Origin of the sequence: Lentzea sp. CA-135723 (assembly GCF_050936595.1) — a bacterium.
Taxonomy (GTDB): domain Bacteria; phylum Actinomycetota; class Actinomycetes; order Mycobacteriales; family Pseudonocardiaceae; genus Lentzea.
The window spans coordinates 223995-245182 of the sequence record NZ_JBNJMK010000001.1; the positions used below are offsets into that span (position 1 = coordinate 223995).

Genomic DNA, 21188 nt, shown 5'->3' on the forward strand with positions numbered 1-21188 from the left:
GGAGATGATCCTCCTGAAACGTGTTGCAGCTGCGCTCTCATCATACTCGATCGGTTTGGCGGCCATGATCTGTTGCTCGAAATAGAACACGTTCTATAAACTTCTTCACGTACTGGAGGAGGCCGCATGCCGATCGCCACGACCGGGGACCAGCGCGCGTTGCGCGACAGCGTGGACGCCGCCGGGGACGAGTGGGCTGATCTCGTCAAGGTCGGGTTCTTCGAGGTGACGCGGGAAGGCGGCACGGTCGCCGAGCTCGCGGTGATGCTGGAGCGGGCGGCTGAGAACCTGGTGCCGGGGCCGTTGCTGCCCACGGCGCTGGTGTCGGTGCTGTTCCCCGGCTTCGACGGGATCGCGGGGTTCGGGTTCTCGTCTCAGCAGGTGGTCGGTGCTGCCGAAGCGACGCACCTGCTGGTCAAAACGGACAATTGGATGCTGGTGCCGGCGTCTCAGGTTTCGGTGACACCGCTGGAATCCGTGGACCACTCACGTTCACTCGGGTCGGTGCGCGTCGACGTGCCCGGGGACGTGGTCGGCGATCCCTCCGACCTCGCGGTGACGCTGATGGCGGCGGAGGCGAGCGGGGTCGCGGCCTGGTGCCTGAACACCGCCGTGGAACACGCGAAACAGCGGCAGCAGTTCGGGCGTGTCATCGGGTCGTTCCAGGCCGTCAAGCACCTCTGCGTGGAGATGCTGTGCCGCGCCGAGCAGGCGTCGTCGGTCGCGTGGGACGCGGCTCGGTCGGTGGGGGAGGACGAACACCCGCTGGCGGCGGCGGTGGCGGCCGCGGTGGCGTTCGACGCGGCCGTGCGCAACGCCAAGGACTGCATCCAGGTGCTGGGCGGTATCGGGTTCACCTGGGAGCACGACGCGCATCGGTACCTGCGGCGGGCGTTGGCGTTGCAGCAGCTCGCGGGCGGGGTGGCGCACTGGCGTCGCCGGGTCGCCTCGCTGGCGCTGGCGGGGGCACGGCGGTCGCTCGCCGTCCAGGTCGAGCCGGATCCGCCGGTGCGTGCCTTCGCCGAGGAGATCGCCGGACTGGATCGTACCGGTCAGCGGGAACGGCTGGCGGACAGCGGGTTCCTCGTGCCGGGCTGGCCAGCCCCGTACGGGCAGGACGCCGACCAGGCGCGGCAGCTGGTGATCGACAGCGAGTTCGCGCGGGCGGGGGTGCGGCGGCCGGACCTGGTCATCGGCGGCTGGGCAGGGCCGACGATCCTCCGCCACGGGACGGCCGAGCAGCAGGAACGGTTCGTGCCGCCGACGTTGAGCGGCGAGCTGACCTGGTGCCAGCTGTTCAGCGAACCCGAGGCGGGCTCTGACCTCGCGTCGTTGCGCACCAAGGCAGAACGGGTCGACGGCGGCTGGCGGCTCACCGGGCAGAAGGTGTGGACGTCGCTCGCGCACGAGGCCGACTGGGCGATCTGCCTGGCCCGCACCGACTCCAGCGTGCCGAAGCACAAGGGCATCACGTACTTCCTGGTCGACATGCGCTCGAACGGCGTGGACGTGCGGCCGTTGCGGGAGATCACCGGGGACGCGCGGTTCAACGAGGTGTTCCTGGACGGCGTGTTCGTGCCGGACGAGTGCGTGGTCGGCGAACCCGGCGACGGCTGGAAGCTCGCCCGCACGACGCTGGCCAACGAACGCGTCGCCATGGGTTCGTCGCTCGGCGAGGCGCTCGAACAGATCCTGACCTCACCGGTGGCGCCCGACCACGCCGAACGGCTGGGTGCGTTGGTGGCGCAGGGACTCGCGGTGTCCGTGCTGGACCTGCGGGCGAGCCTGCGGGTGCTGGGCGGGCAGGAACCGGGCGCGGAGTCGAGCGTGCGCAAGCTCGTCGGCGTGCGGCAACGGCAGGACGTGGCGGAGTTCGCGGTCGAGCTGCTCGGGCCGGACGCCGCCGTCGAGGGCCCGCAGGTGTACGAGTTCCTGCTGTCGCGCTGCCTGAGCATCGCGGGCGGGACGACGCAGGTGCTGATGAATCTTGCAGGGGAGCGAATTCTCGGTCTACCGAGGGAGTCTTAGATGGATTTCCAGCTCGACGAGACCCAGCAGGAGATCGCCGCGCTGGCGGCCGGCGTGCTGGGCAGGGAGAGCGACACCCCCTGGAAGGCGTTGGGGGAGGCGGGGTTGCTGGCCCTCGCCGTTCCGGAACGGCTCGGTGGCGACGGGCTCGGCGTGCTGGAGACGGCCGTGCTGCTCACCGAGGTCGGGCGGCGGGCGGTGGACGTGCCCGCGCTGGCCACGCTGGCGCTGGGCGTGCTGCCGATCGTGGCCCACGGGACGGTGGAGCAGCAGGACGCCTTGCTGCCGTTGGTGACCGAGCAGCACGCGGTTTTCACGGCGGCGTTGAGCGAGCCGTCACGGCCGTTGCCGGTGTCGCCGGAGACGAGAGCCGGTGAGGACGGGATCTTCGGCACGAAGATCAACGTGCCGAACGCCGGCGAGGCCGTGCGGATGCTGGTGAGCACGGACATCGGGGTGTTCGTCGTCGACCCGGCACAGCCAGGGGTGTCCACTTCGGACGGCGTGGTGCGGTTCGAGGGTGCTCGCGGCGAGCCGCTCGGGGGCGGTGAGGAGCGAGCAGGGGCAGGCGCCCGCCCGTCCACCCCCGCCGACATCGACCTGCGGCGGTTCGCGCTGGCCGGTGCCTGCGCGGTGGCCGACGGCGTCCTGGCCGGAGCTCTCGACCTCACCGTCGCGCACGTCGGCACGCGCCACCAGTTCGGCAAGCCGCTCGCCACGTTCCAGAGCGCCGCTGCCCTGGTCGCGGACGTCTACATCGCCTCCCGCACCCTGCACCTGGCCGCGGTGACCGCCGCCTGGAGCCTCGACGACACCGACCTCGACACGGCGGCCTACTGGCTCGCGGCCGAAGCGCTGCCGGCCGTGCACAGCTGCCACCACCTGCACGGCGGCCTCGGGCTCGACATCACCTACCCGATGCACCGCTACTACGGCATGGCCAAGGAGCTGACGCGGTTCGTCGGCGGAGTGGAGCACCGCTTGGGGGCCATCGATGTTCGTTGATCTCACCGCCGACCAGCGCAAGCTGCGCGACGAGCTGCGCGAGTACTTCGCGCACGTCATGTCCGACGCCGAACGCGAGGCGATGCTCACCGAACGCCACGGCACCGTCTACCGCGAGCTCGTGAGCAGACTGGGCCGCGACGGCAGGCTCGGCGTCGGCTGGCCCGTCGAGTACGGCGGCCTGGGGTTCGGGCCGGTGGAACAGCAGATCTTCGTCAACGAGGCGGCGCGCGCGGACGTGCCGTTGCCGTACGTGACGCTGCAGACCGTCGGCCCGACGCTGCAGACGTACGGAACGCAGGAGCAGAAGGACTTCTTCCTCCCGAGGATCCTGAGCGGCGACCTGCACTTCGCCATCGGCTACACCGAACCGGACGCGGGCACCGACCTGGCCGCGTTGCGCACCAAGGCCGTCCGTTCCGACGAGGGTTACGTCGTCAACGGCCAGAAGACGTTCACGACCGGCGGCCACGACGCCGACTACGTGTGGCTGGCCTGCCGCACAGGCGCCGCGGACTCACGCCATAAGGGCATCATGATCCTGATCGTCGACACGACGGACCCCGGCTACTCGTGGACGCCCATCATCACGTGCGATGGCGCCCACCACGTGAACGCCACCTACTACAACGACGTGCGCGTGCCCGAGTCCCGCCGCGTCGGCGAGGAGAACAAGGGCTGGCGTCTCATCACCACCCAGCTCAACCACGAACGCGTGATGCTCGGACCGTCAGGCCGCATCGGCGCGTTGATCGAACGAGTCCACGCCTGGGCGTCCGAACGAGGCCTCCTCGACGAACCGGACGTGCGCAGGGCGCTGGCCGAGGCACGAGCCGTCCACCGCGTGAACGAACTGCTCAACTGGCAGGTCGCGAGCGGCGAACTGGAGGTCGCGGACGCCAGCGCCACCAAGGTGTTCGCCGCCGACCGCACCCAGCGCATCGGCAGGCTCCTGGAGGAGCTGGCCGGCCGGCACGGCGCTGACGCGGAGCTGGTGCGCTGGCTCGACGTCCAGGCCCGCCGCAACCTCGTGCTGACGTTCGGTGGTGGCGTGCAGGAGATCCAACGCGAACTGATCGCCAACATCGGACTGGGACTGCCACGGGTGGTGCGATGATCGACATCGAGAAGGAGGCCGCCCGCATCGCCGAACAGGGCGAGTGCGCACCCCGGCTGGCGCGCGACCCGGTCAACCTGCCGATGATCCGCACCTGGCTGGAGGCCATCGGCGACGAACATCCCGGCTACACCGAGGTGGCGCCGCCCGCGATGGTCCAGGTGTGGACGATGGCGGGTCTGCACGGCCAACGCACCCTCGACGACCCGCTCGGCGCGATGATGACCGTGCTGGACGAGGCCGGGTACACGTCGGTCGTCGCGACCAACTCCGACCAGACCTACCACCGCTACCTGAAGGTGGGGGAGCAGCTGTCGGTGACGACGAGCCTGGAGGACGTGACGGGGCCGAAGCGGACGGGCCTCGGCGAGGGCTGGTTCGTGACGACCCGCAGCACGTGGTGGGTGGGCGACGAGGCGGTGGCGGAGATGAGGTTCCGCGTGCTGAAGTTCAAGCCCGCCAACGTGCCTGGCACCGCGGCCCCCGCCGCCTCCACCACCGCCCCGGCCACCACCCCGGCCGCGGCCAGTTCCACTTCCACCCCCACCTCTCCCACCGCCGCCATCCGCCCTTCCGTCAACCGCGACACCGAGTACTTCTGGGAAGGCACCCGTCAGGGCGAGCTGCGCGTCCAGCGGTGCGGCGGCTGCGGCCTCCTGCGCCACCCACCGGGCCCGATGTGCCCGGAGTGCGGCGCCACCAAGCCGACCTACCTCGTCTCCGACGGCTACGGCGTCATCTACAGCTACGTCGTGCACCACCACCCGCAGGTGCCCGGCAAGCAGACCCCGTTCGTCATCGCCCTGGTCGAGCTCGACGAGGGCGTGCGGATGCTGGGCGAGTTCGACGGCGAGCCCAGCGTCGGGCAACGCGTCGAGGTCGTGTTCACGAAGGTCGACGACGACCTGACGATGCCGAGCTGGAGGCCCCGTGCGGATCGGTGATTCCCTGCCGGAGTGGCACGTGGAGGCCACGCCGACGTTCGTGATCAGCACCGCGCTGGCCACCCGCGACTTCCAGGACGTCCACCACGACCGCGACCTGGCGGTCCAGCGCGGGTCCAAGGACATCTTCATCAACATCCTCACCACCACCGGCCTGGTGCAGCGCTACGTCACGGACTGGGCGGGCCCGGAAGCCTTGGTGCGGCAGGTGAACATCAAGCTCGGCGCGCCCTGCTACGCCTACGACACGCTGAAGTTCTTCGGCCAGGTCGTCGGACGTGAAGACCAGGACCTGACCATCGAGGTCGTCGGCAGGACCGGCCACGGCGACCACGTCACCGGAACCGTGAAGATCGAGGTGCCCGCGTGAACGCCGCCATCGTCGGGATCGGCGCCACCGACTTCTCCAAGGACTCGGGCCGCAGCGAGCTCCAGCTCGCCGCCGAGGCGGTCAGGGCCGCGCTGGAGGACGCAGGGCTCGAACCGTCCGATGTGGACGGCCTGGTCAGCTTCACCATGGACACCAACGCCGAGATCGCCGTCGCCCGCGAGCTGGGCATCCCGGAGCTGACGTTCTTCAGCCGCGTCCACTACGGCGGCGGCGCGGCGTGCGCGACGGTCCAGCAGGCGGCGATGGCCGTCGAGACGGGAGCGGCGAAGGTCGTGGTCTGCTACCGGGCCTTCAACGAAAGGTCGGGGCACCGGTTCGGGCAGGTGCAGACGGCGGCCGCGGCCAACATCGACAACAGCTGGTCGTACCCGATGGGCCTGGGCACGCCGGCCGCGATGGTCGCCATGTTCGCCCGCCGTTACATGCACGAGTACGGGGCGACGAGCGAGGACTTCGGCCGCATCGCCGTGATCGACCGCAAGCACGCCGCCACGAACCCCAACGCCTGGTTCCACAACAGGCCGATCACCCTCGACGACCACCAGGCGTCGAAGTGGATCGCCGAACCGCTGCGGCTGCTCGACTGCTGCCAGGAGAGCGACGGCGGCGTAGCCCTCGTGGTGACCAGCGAGGAACGTGCGCGGGACCTGCCTCGAAAGCCCGCCCACGTCAAGGCGGCCACCCAGGGCAGCAGCGTCGACCAGTTCACGATGACCAGCTACTACCGCGACGAACTGACGAGGCTCCCCGAGATGGGCGTCGTGGCGCGCGGCCTCTGGGAGAGGTCGGGCATCGGACCGTCCGATGTGGACGTGGCCGTGCTCTACGACCACTTCACCCCGTTCGTGCTGGTCCAACTCGAGGAGCTGGGCTTCTGCGGCAGGGGAGAGGCCAAGGACTTCATCAGGACCGGCGCCCTGGAACTGGACGGGGCACTCCCGCTCAACCCGCACGGCGGCCAGCTCGGCGAGGCCTACCTGCACGGCATGAACGGCATCGCCGAGGGCGTCCGGCAGATCCGCGGCACCGCGGTGAACCAGGTCGCGGACGTCGAGCACGTCCTGGTCACCGCCGGCACCGGCGTCCCGACCAGCGGCCTAGTCCTCGGTCAGGGTTAGCACCGCGTCCGCGAGCACGGGACGGTCTCCGGCGAACGTCGTCAGCTCCAGCCGGGCACCGTCCCGCCACACCCGGGTGGTCAGCGTCTCGCCCGGGAACACGACCCCGGCGAACTTCGCCCCGAACGACAGCACCTGCTCCGGCCCGTCCAGCACGGCGTCGACCACCGCCCGGCACACCACCCCGTACGTGCACAGCCCGTGCAGGATCGGCGCCTCGAACCCCGCCGCAGCAGCGAACTCCGGATCGGCGTGCAACGGGTTCCGGTCACCGCACAACCGGTACAGGTAGGCCTGCTGCGGCAAAGTAGGCGTCTCGATCACGTGGTCAGGCGCGCGCGCCGGCACCTCGACCTTGCCGGACGGCCCGCGTTCCCCGCCGAACCCGCCCTCACCGCGGGCGAAGATGCTCGACCGGGTCGTGTACAAAGCGGTCCCATCAGGCGTGAAAGCCGTCGCCTCCTGCACGATCACCGCGGCCTTGCCCTTGTCCCACACGTCCGAGATCCGCGTCCGCAACACGGCCTCGCCGGACGTGGGCAGAGCAGAGTGCACGGTGATCTCCTGCGTCCCGTGCAACACCCGCGCCAGATCGATGTCGACGCCGGGGAACGACACGACGGGCGCGGCCGTCTCGTGGAAGCGCGGCGCCACCACTCCGAACGTCGGCAGCACGCGCAGCCCCTGCTCGTAGACGTACCGGAGTTCCACCGCCCCCAACGCCAGGTGGTACAGCAGCACGTCGGACTCGGACCACGAGAACTCGACCTCGGGCAGCTCCGCCCCGACGGCGACGGCGGGATCGATCGGCATTCAGGCGCCCCTCACTCGTAGCTGATCTTCACGGTGTCCGTGACCGGAACCGACTGGCACGCCAGCACGATGCCCTCGGCGATGTCCTCGGAGTCGAGGACGTCGTTGTTGAGCATCTTCACCTCGCCCTCGACCAGCCGGCACGCGCACGCGCTGCACGCACCCTCCCGGCACGAGTACGGCGCGTCGAGTCCCTTCTCCAGCAACAGGTCCAGCAGCTTCGTTCGCGCGGGCCACGGAAACCGGTGCTCCGCGCCGTCCAGTGACACCTCGACCACGGCATCCGGCCGATCGTCGACCGCGACGACCTGGGAGGAGAACGGATCACTCGACAACGACACGAACTTCTCGACGTGCACCACCGCGACGTCGTGCAACGCCTTGCGCGCCGCCTCCATGAACGGCCCGGGCCCGCACACGAAGGCCTCGTCGCAGGACCGCGCAAACGCTCGCAACCCCGCCACGGAAGGCAGTCCTTGCACCGACTCCAACCAGTGCACGACAGTCAGCCGTTCTGGGTGCGCACGAGCCAGCTCCGCGAGCTCGCGCGCGAAGATCACCGAAGCCTCATCGCGGTTGGCGTAGAAGAGGAACACCCGCCCGGAACCCTGCAGCAGCACCGACCGGATGATCGACATGACCGGCGTGATCCCGCTCCCGGCCGCGAACGCCGCCACCGACCCGTCCAGCGAAGCGGGCGTGAACACCCCGGCCGGCGCCAGCACGTCCAGCTCCATGCCGGTAGCGAGCGACGAGCACATCCACACCGACCCGTACCCGTCCGGCGTCCGCTTCACCGTGATCTTCAACGGCTCGCCCGGCGCGCTCGACAGCGAGTAGCAGCGCGCCACCTCGCCGGCCCGCACGGTCAGGAACTGCCCTGGCTTCACCGAGAACGACGCTCCCGACAGCACGAACGAACGCGCGTCGGCGGTCTCCTCGATCACGGCGTCGACCCGCAGCCGGTGCACCTCAGCCATCGGCGACCTCCAGCGTCCCCTCGCGGACGGCCTTCTCGATGCTGTCGCGCAGCCGCAGGCACGTCGGCACCAGCGCGGACCGCGACCCGCACAGCTCGACGCAGGTCGAGGTGTCCGAAAGCCACTGCACGGACGTGTGCTGCGGGCTGTTCTTCTTCACCAGCACCCGGTTCCCGCAGTCGCAGCCCACCGGGACCATGCCGCCCACCAGGAACTCGTCGCGCTCGCTCACGTCGCCTGCTCCTGAGGTGCTGGTTGCTGCTTGGCGAGGTTCTCCGCGACCTCCTTCTCCCAGACTTCGATCGCGCGGCTCGTGTCCACCTCGAACTCGAAGCGCCGCGTCATGTCGTCGGACACGTCCTCGACGTCGACGTAGAACTGCTCGTACCAGCGGCGCAGCTGGTAGACCGGCCCGTCCTCCTCGCACAGCAACGGGTTGTCGATGCGCGACTTGTTCTGCCAGATCTCCACGTCCTGCAGGAACCCGACCCCGATGCCGCGGGCGAACTTCGCCGCGATCTTGTCCGCGTGCTCGTCGTCCACACCGGGCAGCTTCTTCACGATCGCGCCCCACTGGAGCTTGAACGACGTCGGCGAGATCGGGTAGTGGCAGTTGATCAGCACGGTCTCGATCTCAAGGCCCTTGTAGTCGTTCCACAGGTAGTCGATCATGTACGACGGCCCGTAGTACGCGGCCTCGGAGCGCACCTCGACGTCACCGGTGTAGTTCGAGCCCATCGCCACGTCCGGACGTCCGCGGGTGGTCAGGTACTGCGCGGCGACGTGGCCCTCCATCACGTTCTTGAAGTACGTCGGGAACGCGAAGTGGATGTAGAAGAAGTGGGCCATGTCGACGACGTTGTCGATGATCTCGCGGCAGTTCGCGTTGTCGATCACGACGGAGTCCCAGGTCCAGTTGCTCCACTCGTCGCTGAACGCCGACTCGATCCGCGGGATCGTGACGTGCTCCGGCGGCGGGTTGCCCTGCGGGTCGTTCCACACGAAGAGCTGCTTGTTCTCTTCGAGAGTGATCCACGACCGCGTGCGTGCCCTCAAAGGAACCCGCTTGGCGTAAGGGATGTCGACGCACTTGCCGTTGCCCGACCAGCGCCAGTCGTGGAACGGGCAGGCGATGTTGTTGCCCTTGATCGTGCCCTGGGTGAGGTCGCCGCCCATGTGGCGGCAGTACCCGTCCAGGACGTTGATCTTGCCGTCCTCGGAGGCGAACACCACGAGCTTCGTGCCGAACGCCTCGATGGCGTGGGGTTTGCCGTCGCGGAACGCGCTCGCGAGCCCGAGGCAGTGCCAGCCGCGCGCGAACCTCGCCGGAGGGGCGCCCGCGTCGATCGTCCGCACACCGTCCTGCGTCATCGCTCTCCTCCAGAGATGTCGAGGCCGGCGAGGTATCCGAACGTCATCGCCGGTCCGAGGGTGGCGCCAGCGCCCGCGTAGGTGTGGCCCATGACGGACGCGCTGGTGTTGCCCGCCGCGTACAGGCCGTCGATCACCGAGCCGTCCTCGCGCAGCACGCGGGCACGGGTGTCGGTGCACAGGCCGCCCTTGGTGCCGAGGTCGCCGGGCACGATCCTGACCGCGTAGAACGGGCCGGTGGTCAGCGGTGCGAGGTTGGGGTTGGGCCTGTTGCGCGGATCGCCGTAGTAGCGGTCGTACGCGCTGTCGCCGCGCTGGAAGTCGGTGTCCTTGCCGTCGACGGCCAGGGTGTTGAAGCGCCGCACGGTATCGGCCAGTTCCGGCAGGTCGGCCTGCTGCGCCAGTTCCGCCAGACTAGGCGCGGTGAGCACCGATTCCTTCCAGCGCCGGGGGAGTGGCCGTCGCGGTGGGATGCCGCAGAACGGGTAGCGGCCGCGGTAGGAGTGGTCGAAGACGAGCCACGTGTCGCCGGTCATCGCGTTGACGACGTCGATGTAGGGCGCTGCCTCGTTCACGAACCGGCGCCCGGTCTGGTCGACCAGCACGCAACCGGGCAGCGAGCGTTCGGCGAGCAGGAAGAACGGCCCGCGCGGCAACGGCACGGACGGCCCCCACCAGGCGTCGTCCATCAGTCCGACCGCGGCTCCGGCGCGCTGACCTGCCTCGATGCCGTCACCTGTGTTGGCCTTCGCGCCGACCGTCCACTCCGTACCGATGTTCTGGTGTTGCTTGCGCATCTGCTCGTTGTGCTCGAAGCCGCCGGCGGCCAGCACGACGTGCTTCGCCGTGATCAGCTCGTCGCCGACGAGAACGCCCGCGACCTCGCCGTTCTCGAAATGCAGGTCCGTCATCGCGGTGTTGAGCCTGATCTCGACGTCCAGTTTCTGGAGGCCTGCCCGCAACCCGGCCGAGAGCGCCTGGCCCATGGTGAGGCGGCGGCCCGGCAGGAACCGGCGGGCGAACACCTTGGCGGCGGTGACGATGCCGCGCGGGTGGCGTCCGATCAAGGTCAGCCACTTGTAGTCGGTCTGGGTGATCACGATGCCGGCGGGCGTCGGCACGTACGGCGGTTCGAGGTTCTTGATCTCCTCGCCGAGCAGGGAGACGTTGAACGGCAACGGCTCGACCGAACGGCCGCGCGGCTGCCCGCCCGGCGCCTCCGGGTAGTAGTCGGAGTACTCGCGCACCCAGCGGAACCTCAGCGGCGTGTGCTCGGTGACGAACGCGAGCATCTCCGGCCCGCCGCTCAGGAACGCCTCGCGCAGGTCGGCCGGCGTCTCGGGCGCGATGTGCGCGAGGTAGGTGCTCGCACGCTCGGGCGAGTCGGGCACACCGTTGCCCGCGACCACGGCGTTGCCCGGCACCCAGATACCGCCGCCCGACCGCGCGGTCGAGCCGCCGTAGTGCGCGGCCTTCTCGATGATCAAGGTCTTCAGCCCGTGCCGAGCGGTGCAGAGCGCGGCTGTCATACCTGCCGCGCCACTGCCGACGACGATCACGTCGTACATCGCACCTCCCAGAAGGTCAGACTAGAACAGGTTATAGTTCTGAGGCGGTTTGGCGCTATGGTGTAGGAGTTCCAGGCAAGTCGACTCACCAAGAACCTGTTTCTGACCAAGAACGTGTTCCAGGAGGGTTGCGTGGAGGTCACCGCTGACGTGGTCGTCATCGGCTTCGGCGCGGCCGGCGCGTGCGCCGCCGTCGAGGCCGCGGCGGCCGGTGCGTCCGTGGTGGTGCTGGACCGGTTCGCCGGCGGTGGCGCGACGGCGTTGTCCGGCGGGGTCGTCTACGCGGGCGGTGGGACGCGGCAGCAGGTCGAAGCCGGTGTCGCCGACTCGGTGGACGCGATGTACTCCTACCTCAGGCACGAGGTCCAGGACGCGGTGTCGCCTGAGACGCTGCGCAGGTTCTGCGAGGACAGCGCGAAGATGCTGGCCTGGCTGGAGGACCAGGGCCTGCCGTTCGACGCGCGCGTGTCGCCGTTCAAGACCTCGTACCCGACCGACGACTACTACCTGTACCTGTCCGGCAGCGAGGACGCGTGGCCCGACCCGGCGCCGCGCGGGCACCGGACCAGGGCGAAAGGCACCTCGGGCCGGGAGTTCTTCGCGCGGCTGGCCGAGGCGACGCGCCGCGCGGGCGTGCGGATCATGCCGCAGACCCGTGCCGTGGAGCTCGTCCAGGAGAACGGCCGGGTCACGGGCGTGCGGTGCCGGACCCTGACCGGGTTCGCACGGGTTGTGCACCAGGCGTTGTCCAGGGCGGGCGCGAAGCCGTGGCTCTACTACCCGCCGCTGGGCAGGAGGTTGTTCGGGCTGGCAGCGAAGCTCGAACGGTTCAGCCGGCCGCTGGTGGTCCACGCCGGGCAGGGCGTGGTCATCGCGGCCGGCGGTTTCATCGCTGACCGGGCGTTGGTGCACGAGAACGCACCGGCGCACCGGGGCGGACTCGCGCTGGGCACTCCCGGCGACGACGGGGGCGGGATCAGGCTGGGTCTTGCCGCCGGTGGGAAGACCGCGCGGATGGACAAGATCTCGGTGTGGCGGTTCGTCACGCCGCCCAGCGCGTTGCAACGCGGCGTCCTGGTCGACTCCGCCGGGCAGCGGTTCGGTGACGCCCGCCTGTACGGCGCGGCCAACGGGACCGAGATCGTCGAACGCGGCGGGAAGGCCTGGCTGCTGATCGACGACGAGATCCTGCGGCTCGCCCGCGCCCAGGTGAGGACCCAGACCGCGCCGTTCCAGCGCTGGCAGGTCCGCTACCTGCTCGGCCGCGGGCTCGTCAGCGCGCCGACGATCGAGGAAGTGGCCAGGAAAGCCGGAATCGCGGTGCCCGAGCCGTTCGGGACGCCGCCCTACTCGTTGATCAACGTGTCGGTGCGCGCCGGCTTCGGCTACCCGTGCCCGATGCTCACGCTCGGCGGGCTCGTCGTGGACGAGGACACCGGCCAGGTGCAGGGGGTGCCCGGCCTGTACGCGGCCGGCCGGTCGGCGGTCGGGATCTGCTCGGAGTCCTACGTCAGCGGGCTGGCGCTCGCCGACTGCGTCTTCTCCGGCCGTCGCGCCGGTGCTCATGTGGTGAAGGAGACCCGGTGCTGACGACACAGACCAGGGAGGCGGCCGCCGAGCTGCTCAGGGCTGCGGAACGCGACCGCGTGCCCATCAAACCGCTGGTGGAGCTGTATCCCGAGATCGACGTGGTGGACGCGTACGAGATCCAGCTGCTCAACATCCGCCACCGCAACCGCGACGTCGTCGGGCACAAGGTCGGGCTGTCGTCGCTCGCGATGCAGCAGATGATGGGCGTCGACGAGCCGGACTACGGGCACCTGCTCGACGACATGCAGCTCGCCGGCACCGCGGACGCCTCGGCGTACCTGTACCCGCGCGTCGAGGTCGAGATCGCGTTCCTGCTGGCCCGCGACCTGCCGGGCGAGGGCTGCACGGTCGAGGACGTGCTGGAGGCGACCGAGTTCGTCGCCCCGGCCATCGAGCTGATCGACAGCCGGATCGAGAACTGGCGGATCGGCCTGCAGGACACCATCGCGGACAACGCGTCGTCGGCGGGGTTCATGATCGGCTCCGAACGCGTGCGTCCGTCCGAACTGGACATCGGCGCGGTCGCGGCCACGTTGCGGCGCAACGGTGAGCTGGTCGCTGAAGGCCGTGGCGATGCCGTGCTGGGCGACCCGGCGATCGCCGTCGCGTGGCTCGCGCAGAAGGTCGCGGGCTTCGGCGTCCGGCTGCTGGCGGGCGACATCGTGCTGCCCGGCTCGTGCACGCGCGCGATCGACGCCAGGCCGGGTGACGAGTTCCACGCCGAGTTCGCCGGACTCGGCTCCGTCGACCTGAAATTCGAATGAGGTGACTGGGTGAAGGCGGCCATCGTCGGCTCCGGCAACATCGGCACCGACCTGCTCTACAAGCTCCTGCGCTCGGACGCGCTGGAACCGCGCTGGATGATCGGCATCGACCCGGCCAGCGAGGGGCTGAAGCGCGCGGCCGACCTGGGGCTCGAGGTCTCGGTCGAGGGCGCGGAGTGGTTGCTGCGTCAGGACGAGCTGCCGGACGTCGTCTTCGAGGCGACGTCCGCGGCGGTGCACCGGGCCAACGCCCCGCGCTACGCCGAGGCGGGCATCCGGGCGATCGACCTGACCCCGGCCGCGGTCGGGCCGTACGTCGTGCCGCCGGTGAACCTGGGTGAGCACGCCGACGCGCCCAACATCAACCTGATCACGTGCGGCGGCCAGGCCACGATTCCCATGGTGCACGCGGTCTCCCGCGTCGTCCCGGTGTCGTACGCGGAGATCGTCGCGAGCGTCGCGTCGGTGTCGGCCGGGCCGGGGACGCGTGCGAACATCGACGAGTTCACCCGCACGACCAGCCGCGGCATCGAGGCGATCGGCGGTGCCGAGCGGGGCAAGGCCATCATCGTGCTGAACCCGGCCGACCCGCCGATGATCATGCGCGACACGATCTTCTGCGCGATCCCCGAGGACGCCGACCCGGATCCGGTCACGGACTCGATCGCGCGCATGGAGACCGACATCCGTTCGTACGTCCCGGGGTTCCGGCTGCTGCGCGAGCCGCAGTACGACGCGGGCCGGGTGGCGATCTTCGTGGAGGTCGCGGGAGCGGGCGACTTCCTGCCCGAGTACGCCGGCAACCTCGACATCATGACGGCCGCCGCGACCAAGGTGGGGGAGGAGATCGCCCGTGCAGCTCAGGCTGACCGACACGTCACTGCGTGACGGCTCGCACCACAAGCGCCACCAGTTCACGGCCGAGGACGTGCGCTCGATCGTCGCGGCACTGGACGGCGCCGGGGTCCCGGTGATCGAGGTGACGCACGGCGACGGGCTCGGCGGGTCGTCGTTCAACTACGGCTTCAGCCACACGCCCGAGCAGGAGCTGATCAAGGTCGCGGTGGAGACCGCCACCCAGGCCAAGATCGCCGTGCTGATGCTGCCGGGTGTCGGGGTGAAGGACGACATCCTGGTGTCGCAGGACAACGGCGCCTCGATCGTGCGGATCGCCACGCACTGCACCGAGGCCGACGTGTCCGTGCAGCACTTCCAGCTGGCGCGCGAACGTGGCCTGGAGACCGTCGGGTTCCTGATGATGGCGCACTCGCAGCCACCGGAGGCGTTGGCCAAGCAGGCGCGGATCATGGCGGACGCCGGGTGCCAGTGCGTCTACGTGGTCGACTCGGCCGGAGCACTGGTGCTGGAACAGGTGTCCGAGCGCGTCGAGGCTTTGGTCGCGGAGCTCGGGGACGACGCCCAGGTCGGGTTCCACGGGCACGAGAACCTCGGGCTGAGCGTCGCGAACTCCGTCGCCGCGGCACGGGCGGGTGCTCGTCAGATCGACGGCAGCGTGCGTGGATTCGGTGCTGGGGCGGGAAATACGCCACTCGAAGCGTTCGTCGGGGTGTGCGACAAGCTCGGGTTCTCCACCGGCGTCGACTTCTTCAAGATCGTGGACGCGGCCGAGGACGTGGTGCGGCCCGTCATGCCCGAGGAGTGCCTGCTCGACCGGATGGCGCTGATGATGGGGTACGCGGGCGTCTACTCCAGCTTCCTCAAACACGCGTACACGCAGGCGCAACGCTACGGCGTGTCCGGCGCGCAGATCCTCGTCCGGGCCGGTGAGCGCAAGCTCGTCGGCGGGCAGGAGGACCAGCTGATCGACATCGCACTGGAGCTGAGCAGGGAGAAAGTCCGATGAGCGAGGAAATCCTCGGCAAGGTGCGCGAGCTGCTGCCCGCGCTGGCCGACCGCGCGGCCGAGGCGGAGGAGCTGCGTCGCGTGCCGCCGGAGTCGGTGAAGGCGTTGCAGGAGACCGGGTTCTTCCGGATGCTGCAACCCGCGCGGTACGGCGGCTTCGAGTCGCACCCGCTCGACTTCTACACCGCCGTGCGCCTGATCGGCAGCGCGTGCGGGTCGACGGGCTGGGTCGCCTCCGTGCTGGGTGTGCACCCGTGGCACGTGGGCCTGTTCGACGTGCGGGCGCAGGACGAGGTGTTCGGCGAGGACCAGGACACGCGGATCTCTTCTTCTTACGCGCCAACGGGTCGTGCGACGGCGGTCGAGGGCGGGTTCCGGTTCAGCGGCAAGTGGAGCTTCTCGTCCGGCTGTGACCACGCCACATGGGTGCTGCTCGGTGGCCTCGTGATGAACGACGAGGGCAAGCCGATCGACTTCCGCACGTTCCTGCTGCCGATCTCCGACTACACGATCAACGACGTGTGGGACACGGTCGGCCTGCGCGGTACCGGCAGCAACGACATCGTGGTGAACGACGTGTTCGTGCCGGACTACCGGGCGCTCAGCATGTCGCACACGGCGCGATGCATCTGTCCTGGCCAGGAGGTCAACCCCGGCCCGCTGTTCTGCATGCCGTACGGGACGATCCACCCGTACGCGGTCACCGCGCCGATCATCGGCATGGCCACAGGCGCGTACGCCCTGCACGTCAACGCGACTCGTGAGCGCGTCCGGGCGGCGTACCTGGGCGAGAAGTCGGTGGAGGACCCGTTCGCGCAGGTCAGGATCGCGAACGCGGCGGCCGACATCGACGTCGCGTGGTGGACGCTGGAGAAGGACATCACCGACGAGTGGGAGCACGCCGTCGCCGGCACCAAGATCCCGCTCGACCTGCGCCTGCGGGCCCGGCGCGACCAGGTGCTCGGCAGCGGGCGCGCGCTCGGCGCCATCGACCTGCTCTTCGAGAGCGCGGGCGGTAAAGCCATCAACGCCGGGCTGCCGTTGCCCCGGTTCTGGCGCGACGCGCACGCCGCACGGGTGCACGCGGGCAACGACCCGGAGCGCGTGCTCGTGCTGTACGGCAAGAACGAGCTCGGCATCCAGGTCCGCGACGGGCTGTTCTGAGGGGGCGTTTGATGAGCGTGCGGTTGCACTACCACGAAGCCGGTGCCGGCAACGCCGAAACCCTGGTCATGCTGCACGGCGGCGGACCCGGTGCGTCGGCCATGTCGAACTTCCGCGCGAACATCCCGGTGTTCGCGAAGTCGTTCCGCGTGCTGGCGGTCGACATGCCGGGCTACGGGGCGTCGGACAAGCCGGCCGAGCACGACCAGTACTTCTCGTTCGCGTCCCGGGCGTTGAAGGACCTGCTGGACTCGTTGGAGGTCTCGCAAGCACACATCCTCGGCAACTCCCTGGGTGGCGGCACGGCTGTGCGGTTCGCCCTAGATCACGGGAAGCGGGCCGGGCGGCTGGTGCTGATGGGGCCGGGCGGGTTGTCGTTGAACGTCTTCTCGCCGGATCCGACCGAAGGCGTGCGGAAGCTCAGCGCGTTCGCCCGCACGCCCACGCGGGAGAAGATCGAGGAGTTCCTGCGGATCATGGTGTTCGACCAGTCGTTGATCACCGAGGAGCTGATCGACGAACGGTTCGAGGCGGCCTCCCGGCCGGAGTCGTTGCGGGCGATGGTGGCGCTGGGGAAGTCGTTCTCCGGTCCCGACTTCGAGCAGGGCATGCTGTGGCGTGAGGCGTACAGGTTGCGGCAGCGGGTGTTGCTGGTGTGGGGCCGGGAGGACCGGGTGAACCCGCTCGACGGCGCGTTGCTGGCGACGAAGCTGATCCCGCGCGCGCAGCTGCACGTGTTCGGCGGGTGCGGGCACTGGGCGCAGCTGGAGAAGTTCGACGAGTTCAACAGGCTCGCCCTCGACTTCCTGACGGAGGCGTGATGGGTATCCGCTCTTTGGGCTATCTGCGCATCGAGGCCACCGACATGGACCGGTGGCGCGAGTTCGCGTTGAAGGTGCTGGGCATGGTGGAGGGCAAGGGTTCGACGCCCGGCGCTCTCTACCTGCGGATGGACGATTTCCCGGCACGGCTCGTGATCGTGCCGGGGGAGTCCGACCGCCTGCAGGCCTCCGGGTGGGAGGCTGCGACCGAGGCCGAGCTGGAGGAGGTCGCCAAGCGGCTGGCCTCGGCCGGCGTCTCGTACGTCGAGGGGTCGGCCTCGGACCTGTCCGAGCGGCGCGTCACCGGGCTGATCCGCTTCGAGGACCCGTCCGGGAACACCTTGGAGGTCTTCCACGGCGCGGCCCTGGAGCACCGGCGGGTGGTGTCGCCGTACGGGCACCGGTTCGTGACGGAGGAGCAGGGCCTCGGGCACGTCGTGCTGTCCACTTCGGACGACGAGGCCGCGCTGCACTTCTACCGCGACGTGCTGGGCTTCCGGCTGCGCGACTCGATGCGGCTGCCCCCGCAGTTCGTCGGCCGTCCTGCCGACGGGCCTCCCGCCTGGCTGCGGTTCTTCGGCTGCAACCCGCGGCACCACAGCCTCGCGTTCCTGCCGATGCCGACGCCGAGCGGGATCGTGCACCTGATGGTCGAGGTCGAGAACACCGACGACGTGGGCCTGACGCTGGACCGGGCGTTGCGGCGCAAGGTGCCGATGTCGGCGACCCTGGGCAGGCACGTCAACGACCTGATGTTGTCGTTCTACATGAAGACGCCCGGCGGGTTCGACGTCGAGTTCGGCTGCGAGGGACGGCAGGTGTCCGATGAGGACTGGATCGCACGCGAGAGCACGGCGGTGAGCCTGTGGGGACACGACTTCAGCGTGGGCGTCCAGAAGTAGCGGCCCGCTACCGTTCCGTTCTCGGTCACTTCTGCACCGGCGTGACCGTGGTGACCGGCATGTCCGCCGACGGCCCTGTCGGGTTCGCCTGCCAGGCGTTCGCGGCGCTGTCACTGGACCCGCCGCTGGTCGTGTTCTGTCCACAACGGACTTCGCGCAGCTGGGCGGCGATGGCGTCGTCCGGCGCGTTCTGCGTGAACGTGCTGGCCGAGGACCAGCGGGAGATCTCCACGGTGTTCGGCCGCGCCGGTGCCGACAAGTTCGCCGGCATTTCCTGGACACCGTCGGCCACCGGCGCGCCGGTGCTGGACGGGGCGCTGACGTGGGTCGACTGCGAGGTGTCGGTCGTGCACGACGCCGGTGACCACGTGATGGTCGTCGGCGCCGTGGTGGACCTGGGCCCGGTGCGCGAGACGCAGCCGCTGCTGTTCTACCGCGGCCGCTACGCCTCGCACGCCGAACTCGACCCGCGTGGCTGGTCAGGCGAGGTGCTGGACAACCTGCTGACGTGGCAGCGCCAGTCAGAGTGGAGCTGAGGCGGTGACCTGCCAGCAGGCGCCGGGAATCCGCACCTCGTCACCGTGCACGAACCCGTCGAACGCGTGCCGGACCTCGGCCATGACCTCGCCGGGGTCCGCGGCCTCCCTCATGGCGCGGGCGATGGGGCCGAGGTTGCTGAGGTACGTGGTCAGCAGGTGCTCGGGCATGGTGCAGGTGCGGTCCAGCGGTTCGATCCGGACGTCCGTCCAGCCGGCGTCCTCGAGGATCTTGCGCGTCCTGTCCGGGTCGGCGAGCCGGTTCGGGCCAGGTCCGTCCGGGTCCGGCGGCGGGGCGTCGGGGAAGTACGGCGCCGCGGCCTTGCTGCCGGTGGCCATGAACGGGTTCTCCTCGGCGGTGCGCCAGGTGACGAAGCACAGCTCGCCGCCAGGGGTGGTCGCGTCCCTGAGGTTGCGGAAGGCGGCCGTCGTGTCGTCGAAGAACATGACGCCGAAACGACTCACCACCAGGTCGAAGGGCTTGTCGAAGGTGTGGACCTGCGCGTCCGCCCTGAGGTACTCGGCCCCGCCGCGTTCCCTGGCCGCTCTGAGCATCGACTCGGCGATGTCCACGCCGATGCACTCCGCCGCGGTGGCCGCAGCGATTCCCCTGGTCACGGCACCGGTACCGCAGCCGACGTCCAGGACCCTGGTGCGCGGGCGCCGGGCCGCGTGGTCCACCAGCACGTCCTGGAACGGTCGCAGGACCAGGCCCACCACGTCCTGTGCCTGGGCCCAGCCCTCGCCGGCCGCGTTCCACCACTCCGCCTGGGCGCTGTTCGCCTCTGATGTCATGCTCTTACCGTCCTACTTCAAGTCGGCTTGAGGTCAAGTGTCGTGGACTCTGCTGAGATCGGCATCGGGGAAGTGGTCCGGCGGTCCGGCGTGCCGGCGTCCACCCTGCGGTACTACGAGGAGCGCGGGCTGATCGCCTCGGTGCGGCGGCAGGGGCTGACGCGGGTCTTCTCGGTGGGGGTGCTGGAGCAGCTGGCGTTGATCGCGGTGTGCCGGACGGCCGGGTTCTCGTTGGACGAGATCACGTTGATGTTCTCGCCTGATGGGCGGCCGTCGCCCAATCGGGAGATGCTCGCGGCCAAGGCCGACGAGCTGGACGCGACCATCCGGAAGCTGGCCCTGATGCGGGACGACTTGAGGCATGCCGCGGCCTGCCCGGCCGCTTCCCACATGGAATGCCCGTCGTTTCGGCGGGTGCTGGGACAGGTGTGACGGTGCGTTCCGAGTCCGTCACCAGTGCGGTGGTCGGGTTGGGGTGCAGAGACTTTAACGGGCCGGGTCGTTTCATCGCCGCTTCGCGTCGATAGAGATTGGGGCTTGACTTCGGGGCCCTTGCGAGGCGCTGGACGGACCGGAAAAGGCCGGGAAGAACGCCCGGCCGAGCCACAAGTGGTAGCACCTCGCACCCAAAATCAAGCCCCAATCTCCTTGCTGCGTGGCTGAGTTGCGCAGGCACGTCACCGAACCGCTTGCTCGGCGGTGAGACGGAGGACGCCTCGCCTTCGGCATTGCGTTGGGGTCTGGGTGGGCTCGGCTGCGCCATCGCGGGCCTTGCGCCGGTCGGGCTCGTCCTTGCGGTTGGGCTAGAGACTCCAGATCGGCGGGGCCACAGTCACGGCCGCTGCCTGGTACGGCGGCAGGAGCCTGCCCTCGACCACCACCTCCAGGGGCCACTTCTCCTTCAGCACCACCCACAGGCGGCCGGACAGCCCGGAGAACGCGCCCAGCAGGTTCGCGCTCTCGGAGGTTTGGAGCACGTACACCCACTTCGCCAGGTCCGGCGCGCCGTCCAGCGGTTCCCGCCAGGCTCGGCGAAGGCGGTGTCCTCCGTGGCGCGGGGCGTCGGTCGACAGGATGATGTCGGCCTTGGACGGGTCCGGTGCGCCGGGCGGCGCGGTGGCGGTGAAGCGGTAGGGGACCGGCGGTACCTCGGGGATGGTCGGTACCGCGGCCAGGTCGGGGCTGTCCGGGTCGTCCAAAGTGGACGCGATCAGGTCGCGTTCCTCGGTGGTGAGGCCGATGTTCTCGTACGCCATGGACATGAGCAGGGTGGTCTCGGCCTGTGCCGGCTCGCCGCCGAAGTAGTCCTCGCGCACCGAGCGGAGGGTGTCGTCCTCGAGGCGGCCTGCCAGTCGCGCGCACACGTCGGTGACGGTGGCGTAGGTCTTCGCGTCCATGGGGTTCACTTTTGTTGTGGG

22 protein-coding genes are annotated in these 21188 nt (G+C 69.6%); 15 read left to right on the forward strand and 7 right to left on the reverse strand.

Features of this window, described 5'->3' with window-relative positions; all coding sequences use genetic code 11:
* Window positions 1–126: 126 nt before the first annotated feature.
* The 6 genes from ACQEU1_RS00840 to ACQEU1_RS00865 are packed head-to-tail and all read left to right on the forward strand — an operon-like array spanning window position 127 to window position 6603.
* Window positions 127–2028 (forward strand): acyl-CoA dehydrogenase family protein, encoded by a 1902-nt coding sequence (locus ACQEU1_RS00840; RefSeq protein WP_433195091.1) that lies wholly within the window; start codon window positions 127–129, stop codon window positions 2026–2028.
* Window positions 2029–3033: an acyl-CoA dehydrogenase family protein gene (locus ACQEU1_RS00845; protein ID WP_433195093.1), complete on the forward strand. Its 1005-nt coding sequence runs from the start codon at window positions 2029–2031 to the stop codon at window positions 3031–3033.
* On the forward strand, window positions 3023–4150 hold the full coding sequence (locus tag ACQEU1_RS00850; protein WP_433195095.1) for an acyl-CoA dehydrogenase family protein: 1128 nt from the start codon (window positions 3023–3025) through the stop codon (window positions 4148–4150). The genes ACQEU1_RS00845 and ACQEU1_RS00850 overlap by 11 nt, the downstream gene beginning before the upstream one ends.
* Window positions 4150–5094 carry a bifunctional MaoC family dehydratase N-terminal/OB-fold nucleic acid binding domain-containing protein gene (locus ACQEU1_RS00855; protein WP_433211265.1) on the forward strand — a complete coding sequence of 315 codons (945 nt, stop codon included), beginning with the start codon at window positions 4150–4152 and terminating at the stop codon, window positions 5092–5094. Before ACQEU1_RS00850 ends, ACQEU1_RS00855 begins: the two co-directional genes overlap by 1 nt.
* The gene (locus ACQEU1_RS00860) at window positions 5081–5464 is read left to right on the forward strand and encodes a MaoC family dehydratase (protein ID WP_433195097.1); all 384 of its coding nucleotides are present in this window, start codon (window positions 5081–5083) and stop codon (window positions 5462–5464) included. Before ACQEU1_RS00855 ends, ACQEU1_RS00860 begins: the two co-directional genes overlap by 14 nt.
* Window positions 5461–6603: a lipid-transfer protein gene (locus ACQEU1_RS00865; protein WP_433195099.1), complete on the forward strand. Its 1143-nt coding sequence runs from the start codon at window positions 5461–5463 to the stop codon at window positions 6601–6603. Before ACQEU1_RS00860 ends, ACQEU1_RS00865 begins: the two co-directional genes overlap by 4 nt.
* Here ACQEU1_RS00865 and ACQEU1_RS00870 read toward each other — a convergent pair.
* From ACQEU1_RS00870 to ACQEU1_RS00890, 5 genes are read right to left on the reverse strand one after another with little or no spacing between them, the layout of a single operon-like run.
* Window positions 6583–7416, reverse strand: a complete 834-nt coding sequence (locus tag ACQEU1_RS00870; RefSeq protein WP_433195101.1) for a MaoC/PaaZ C-terminal domain-containing protein — start codon at window positions 7414–7416, stop codon at window positions 6583–6585. The genes ACQEU1_RS00865 and ACQEU1_RS00870 overlap by 21 nt on opposite strands.
* Before the next feature lie 11 nt (window positions 7417–7427).
* Window positions 7428–8396, reverse strand: a complete 969-nt coding sequence (locus tag ACQEU1_RS00875; RefSeq protein ID WP_433195103.1) for a 2Fe-2S iron-sulfur cluster-binding protein — start codon at window positions 8394–8396, stop codon at window positions 7428–7430.
* A complete protein-coding gene (locus ACQEU1_RS00880; protein ID WP_352235707.1) occupies window positions 8389–8628 on the reverse strand; it encodes a hypothetical protein in 240 nt (79 codons plus the stop codon). Before ACQEU1_RS00880 ends, ACQEU1_RS00875 begins: the two co-directional genes overlap by 8 nt.
* A complete protein-coding gene (locus tag ACQEU1_RS00885; protein WP_433195105.1) occupies window positions 8625–9767 on the reverse strand; it encodes a Rieske 2Fe-2S domain-containing protein in 1143 nt (380 codons plus the stop codon). Before ACQEU1_RS00885 ends, ACQEU1_RS00880 begins: the two co-directional genes overlap by 4 nt.
* Entirely contained in the window at window positions 9764–11335 is a 1572-nt protein-coding gene (locus ACQEU1_RS00890) for an FAD-dependent oxidoreductase (RefSeq protein WP_433195107.1), read from the reverse strand. Before ACQEU1_RS00890 ends, ACQEU1_RS00885 begins: the two co-directional genes overlap by 4 nt.
* 132 nt (window positions 11336–11467) lie before the next feature.
* Here ACQEU1_RS00890 and ACQEU1_RS00895 point away from each other — a divergent pair, with 132 nt between their 5' ends.
* Genes ACQEU1_RS00895 through hsaB form a run of 8 tightly spaced genes read left to right on the forward strand, consistent with a single transcriptional unit; the run spans window position 11468 to window position 18975 of the window.
* Entirely contained in the window at window positions 11468–12925 is a 1458-nt protein-coding gene (locus tag ACQEU1_RS00895) for an FAD-binding protein (RefSeq protein ID WP_433195109.1), read from the forward strand.
* Complete coding sequence (locus ACQEU1_RS00900) at window positions 12919–13689, forward strand: 2-keto-4-pentenoate hydratase (RefSeq protein WP_433195111.1); 771 nt, start codon at window positions 12919–12921, stop codon at window positions 13687–13689. Before ACQEU1_RS00895 ends, ACQEU1_RS00900 begins: the two co-directional genes overlap by 7 nt.
* 9 nt (window positions 13690–13698) lie before the next feature.
* Window positions 13699–14577: an acetaldehyde dehydrogenase (acetylating) gene (locus ACQEU1_RS00905; RefSeq protein WP_433195113.1), complete on the forward strand. Its 879-nt coding sequence runs from the start codon at window positions 13699–13701 to the stop codon at window positions 14575–14577.
* Window positions 14543–15553, forward strand: a complete 1011-nt coding sequence (dmpG, locus tag ACQEU1_RS00910) for a 4-hydroxy-2-oxovalerate aldolase (protein WP_433195115.1) — start codon at window positions 14543–14545, stop codon at window positions 15551–15553. The genes ACQEU1_RS00905 and dmpG overlap by 35 nt, the downstream gene beginning before the upstream one ends.
* Window positions 15550–16716: a 3-hydroxy-9,10-secoandrosta-1,3,5(10)-triene-9,17-dione monooxygenase oxygenase subunit gene (hsaA, locus tag ACQEU1_RS00915; RefSeq protein WP_433195117.1), complete on the forward strand. Its 1167-nt coding sequence runs from the start codon at window positions 15550–15552 to the stop codon at window positions 16714–16716. Before dmpG ends, hsaA begins: the two co-directional genes overlap by 4 nt.
* A gap of 11 nt (window positions 16717–16727) precedes the next feature.
* On the forward strand, window positions 16728–17537 hold the full coding sequence (gene hsaD / locus ACQEU1_RS00920; protein ID WP_433195120.1) for a 4,5:9,10-diseco-3-hydroxy-5,9,17-trioxoandrosta-1(10),2-diene-4-oate hydrolase: 810 nt from the start codon (window positions 16728–16730) through the stop codon (window positions 17535–17537).
* Window positions 17537–18439: an iron-dependent extradiol dioxygenase HsaC gene (gene hsaC, locus ACQEU1_RS00925; protein ID WP_433195122.1), complete on the forward strand. Its 903-nt coding sequence runs from the start codon at window positions 17537–17539 to the stop codon at window positions 18437–18439. Before hsaD ends, hsaC begins: the two co-directional genes overlap by 1 nt.
* On the forward strand, window positions 18403–18975 hold the full coding sequence (hsaB, locus tag ACQEU1_RS00930; RefSeq protein WP_433195124.1) for a 3-hydroxy-9,10-secoandrosta-1,3,5(10)-triene-9,17-dione monooxygenase reductase subunit: 573 nt from the start codon (window positions 18403–18405) through the stop codon (window positions 18973–18975). Before hsaC ends, hsaB begins: the two co-directional genes overlap by 37 nt.
* Here the strand turns inward: hsaB and ACQEU1_RS00935 are convergent.
* On the reverse strand, window positions 18961–19770 hold the full coding sequence (locus ACQEU1_RS00935; RefSeq protein WP_433195126.1) for a class I SAM-dependent methyltransferase: 810 nt from the start codon (window positions 19768–19770) through the stop codon (window positions 18961–18963). The genes hsaB and ACQEU1_RS00935 overlap by 15 nt on opposite strands.
* A gap of 42 nt (window positions 19771–19812) precedes the next feature.
* On the opposite strand from ACQEU1_RS00935, the gene ACQEU1_RS00940 reads away from it, so the two are divergent.
* The gene (locus ACQEU1_RS00940; protein WP_433195128.1) at window positions 19813–20202 is read left to right on the forward strand and encodes a helix-turn-helix domain-containing protein; all 390 of its coding nucleotides are present in this window, start codon (window positions 19813–19815) and stop codon (window positions 20200–20202) included.
* 371 nt (window positions 20203–20573) lie between these two features.
* Here the strand turns inward: ACQEU1_RS00940 and ACQEU1_RS00945 are convergent, their stop codons facing one another.
* Window positions 20574–21167, reverse strand: coding sequence for a hypothetical protein (locus tag ACQEU1_RS00945; RefSeq protein ID WP_433195130.1), 594 nt, complete (start codon window positions 21165–21167; stop codon window positions 20574–20576).
* Window positions 21168–21188 lie beyond the last annotated feature (21 nt).